Annotated in this window: 4 protein-coding genes; 1 reads left to right on the top strand and 3 read right to left on the bottom strand. The window is 71.8% G+C overall.

Features of this window, described 5'->3' with window-relative positions:
- The 3 genes from H5J29_RS25485 to H5J29_RS25475 form a co-directional block, all read right to left on the bottom strand.
- Positions 1-323: dynamin family protein (locus H5J29_RS25485; protein WP_181783557.1), on the bottom strand; the 323-nt coding region annotated here is incomplete at its 3' end.
- Positions 324-440: 117 nt separating this feature from the next.
- Positions 441-1,244, bottom strand: a complete 804-nt coding sequence (locus H5J29_RS25480) for an IniB N-terminal domain-containing protein (RefSeq protein ID WP_181783556.1) — start codon at positions 1,242-1,244, stop codon at positions 441-443.
- A 30-nt stretch (positions 1,245-1,274) separates the two neighbouring features.
- On the bottom strand, positions 1,275-2,084 hold the full coding sequence (locus tag H5J29_RS25475; protein ID WP_181783555.1) for an IniB N-terminal domain-containing protein: 810 nt from the start codon (positions 2,082-2,084) through the stop codon (positions 1,275-1,277).
- 298 nt (positions 2,085-2,382) lie between these two features.
- Between H5J29_RS25475 and H5J29_RS25470 the strand changes: the two genes are divergently transcribed.
- A partial coding sequence (locus H5J29_RS25470; protein ID WP_181783554.1) for an Hsp70 family protein occupies positions 2,383-3,531 on the top strand: 1,149 nt, incomplete at its 3' end.

The raw sequence follows: 3,531 nt of genomic DNA, 5'->3' as shown, positions 1-3,531 counted from the left end.
AGTCGGTCCAGCGGCGTGGCGGTGCGCTGCTCGCTGCCCTCACGGTCGTGGACCAGCGCCGCGGCGGGGGTGTCCCCGTGCCGGACCTCGGTGGGCACGGCGGTGGCGATGTCGTCGTCCACCGGACAGACACTCGCGTTGACCAGGGCGTTGACCAGCTTGGACTTGCCCTGCTTGAACTCGCCGACCACGAGCACGCGCACGCTCGGGTCCGCCAGCCGCGCCATGGCCGCCTCGAGCCGGGCCCCGAGATCGGGCCGCGCGTACGCCTCGGTCGCGGTCAGGGCAAGCTCCACGAGCTCCGTCGCCGCGGGTACCGCCATCGTCGCCCCCTTCTCCGGCCCTCCCCCGGGGACCGGCGCCCATCCTGCCCCGTCACACGGCGACGGCCCCACCACCCCCTGTGACAGGGGTGGTGGGGCCGGTTGGGGCCGGAGGGGTCAGCCCACAGCCACGTCGACGTCGTTGTGACTGCCGAGGTCGTCGTGGTTGAACGAGTCGGAGACGGTGTCGGTGTCGTCGTCCGTGCTGATCGAGGTGTCGGAGCTCGTGGTCTCGTTGTACGAGTCCTCGACCGTGGTCGTGGTGGTGGCAGAGGTGTTCTGCTCGTTGAACGAGCCCGAGGTGGTGTCCGCACCGGCCGCCGGACCGGTCAGCGAGAAGGCGCCGCCGTCGGACACCGTGGTGTCCGAGACGGTCGCGCTGGTCGCCGAGCCGCCGCCGTAGGCCACGGTGTTGTCGTCGCCCGCGAGGCTGCCGTCGCCGACCGCGTTGCCGTTGCCGGTGGTGACGGTCGAGTCCTCGATGTCGTCGCCCGCGGCCACCGAGCCGTCGCCGGAGGCGATGACGGTGTCGTTGTCGATGACCTGGTTGACGTCGCCGTCGGCGTTGATCACCTGGTTGACCGAGTTGTCCACCGTGGTGTCGCGGTCATCGATCCAGTTGTTGGTGACGATCGTCTGCAGGTACTTGACCGCCGACTCGTGGTGGTCGTGGTCGTGGTCGTGGTCGGGCGCGGGCGGCGGCGGGGTGTGGTGGTGGTGATGCTGCTCACCGCCGTGGTGCGGCTTCGAGTCCTGCTCATCGGCCACCAGGGCGGCGGCGTCGTGCACCTGCTCCGGCGTGATGTTCGTGATGCCGCAGGTCTCGAGGAACGCGGCCGGGTTCTCCTGGAACTCGGCGGCGGCCTTCGGGTCGCTCAGCAGGCTCAGCAGGAGCTGGATGAGGGAGGTGGGGGTGTCCATCTTCGGCGTCTCCGGATCGTGGGGGGAGCGTCAGGCGTCGACGTCGACGGCGTTGTGGCTGAGGACGTGGGTGTCGTTGCCGACGTTGGTGAGGTCGACCGAGTCGTCGTCGCTCTCGTAGCTGTACGAGATGTCGGTGTCGGTGTTGTTCGAGTCGCTGATCGTCGTCGTGTTCTCGGTGGTCGTGGTCGTCGTGTTGCCCGAGTTGGCGGTGGAGTGGTTGCCGCTCGCGGGCCCGGTCACGGAGAACGCGCCGCCGTCCGAGACGGTGGTGCCGGAGACGGTCGCGGAGGTGGCGTCGCCCGCGCCGTAGGCGACGGTGTTGCCGTCCCCGGCGATGCTGTCGTCGCCGATCGCGTTGCCGTCGCCCGTGGTGACCGTGGACTCCTCGATGTCGCCCTGCGCCGCGACCGCGCCGTCGCCGGTGGCGGCGGTGGTGGTCGTGGTGATGACCTGCTCGACGTCGTCGCCCGCGTCGATGACCTGCTTGACCGGCGAGCCGAGGACGGTGTCGCCGTCCTGGACCTCGGTGTTGGTCACGTAGGTCTGGATGTACTCGATGGCGCTGTGGCCCTCGTGCGCGGCCTCGTGGTGGCCGGCGAAGGCCGGGGCGGGCGGGACGACGATCGCGTTGCCGCCGGTGCTGACGTCCGAGTCACCGAAGTCGACGGTCTGGTTGTCCTGCACCAGGACGAGGGCGTCGTGCACGTCGTCGGCGGTGAGGTCCTCGAGGCCGACCTTGTTCAGGGTGGCCACCGGGTTGGCGGCGAAGTCCTGCTGGAGCTTCAGGTCCTGGGGCTCGTCGCCGATGAGGGAGAGGAGGAACTCGAGCAGCGTCATGGTGATCGTCTCCGTAAGAGGTGGGCGGTCGGCCGGGTCCGTCCGGCCTCTCGATGCCACCGAAGTTAGGCGCGGCGGCGGGCGCGGCCATCGGGGATCGGACGACATCCCCCAGGGGATGATTAGGGGATCGGAGAGGTCTTGACAGGGGATCGATGGGTGCTCCACTCGGTGGAGTCACTCATTCGTGGTAACTACTCCTGAGGGACGATAACGACGTACGGACCAGGCGCGATGGCCGTAGGTACGCGCCTCACGCGCACACACCTGGCAGCGCGGCCGGACATCGGGGGGAACGATGGCCTACCAGCTCGGAATCGACCTGGGCACGACCTTCAGCGCGGCGGCCGTCAGCCGCTCCGTCGGGGACGGCTGGACGGCCCCCGAGATGGTCGCCCTGTCGGACCGGCGCACGGACGTCGCGTCCGTGCTCTTCGTCGGCGCGGACGGCGAGCTCGTCGTCGGTGAGGCCGCCGAGCGGCGGGCCCTGACCGATCCCGACCGGGTGGTGCGCGAGTTCAAGCGCAGGCTCGGCGACCCGACCCCGGTGGTCGTCGGCGGGAGGACGTTCGCGGCCGAGGAGCTGTGCGCGCGCCTGGTCCGCTGGATCGTCGACGCCGTCGCCGCCCAGGAGGGCGGGCCCGCCCAGCGCATCGCGGTGAGCCATCCCGCGTCCTGGGGCGACCACAAGCTGGAGCTGCTGGCCGAGGCGCTCGAGGCGCAGGGCCTGACCGTCACGTTCCTGGCCGAGCCGCAGGCCGCGGCGCTGCACTACGCGGCGGGCGAGCGGATCGCCCCCGGGTCCGCGATCGCCGTCTACGACCTCGGTGGGGGCACGTTCGACGCCGCCGTCGTCCGCAAGGGCGAGCACGGCCGGTTCGCGTTGCAGGGCAGGCCCGAGGGACTCGACCGGCTGGGTGGGGTGGACTTCGACCAGGTCGTGTTCGACCACGTCGTGGCCGGGATGCCCGAGGCCTTCGACGGGCTCGACGAGGCCGATCCCGCCGTGCTCGCCGCCGTCGCCCGGCTGCGGAGGGACTGCACCGAGGCGAAGGAGGCCCTCTCCGCGGACACGGAGGCGGCCGTGCCGGTGCTGCTGCCCGGCCACCGCGGCGCGGTCCGGCTGCACCGCAGCGAGTTCTCGGAGGCGATCCGGGACCAGGTCGGTGAGACCGTGGAGGCGCTGCGCCGGGCCGTCGCGTCCGCGGGGCTGCAGCCCGCCGCGCGCGACGCCGTGCTGCTAGTCGGCGGTTCCTCGCGCGTCCCGCTCGTGGGGCAGATGGTGTCCGAGGAGCTGGGCCGCCCCGTCACGGTGGACACCGACCCCACGCACGCGATCGCCAAGGGCGCGGCGCTGGCCGTCTGCCCCGTCACCGTGAACCCCGACGCCCCGGTCACCCCGGTCTCCCCCGTCGCGGGGCTGCCCGCGCTGGTGGGGCTGGCCGCG

Origin of the sequence: Pseudonocardia pini (genome assembly GCF_013870575.1) — a bacterium.
Lineage (GTDB): Bacteria > Actinomycetota > Actinomycetes > Mycobacteriales > Pseudonocardiaceae > Pseudonocardia > Pseudonocardia pini.
Note: the sequence above shows the minus strand (reverse complement) of the source record. Positions and strands in the feature narration are given on the sequence as shown.

What these genes read in the sequence shown, in the direction of transcription:
- H5J29_RS25475 (WP_181783555.1), bottom strand. Translation starts at nt 2,084, where the DNA reads ATGACGCTGCTCGAGTTCCTCCTCTCCCTCATCGGCGACGAGCCCCAG.
- H5J29_RS25480 (WP_181783556.1), bottom strand. Translation starts at nt 1,244, where the DNA reads ATGGACACCCCCACCTCCCTCATCCAGCTCCTGCTGAGCCTGCTGAGC.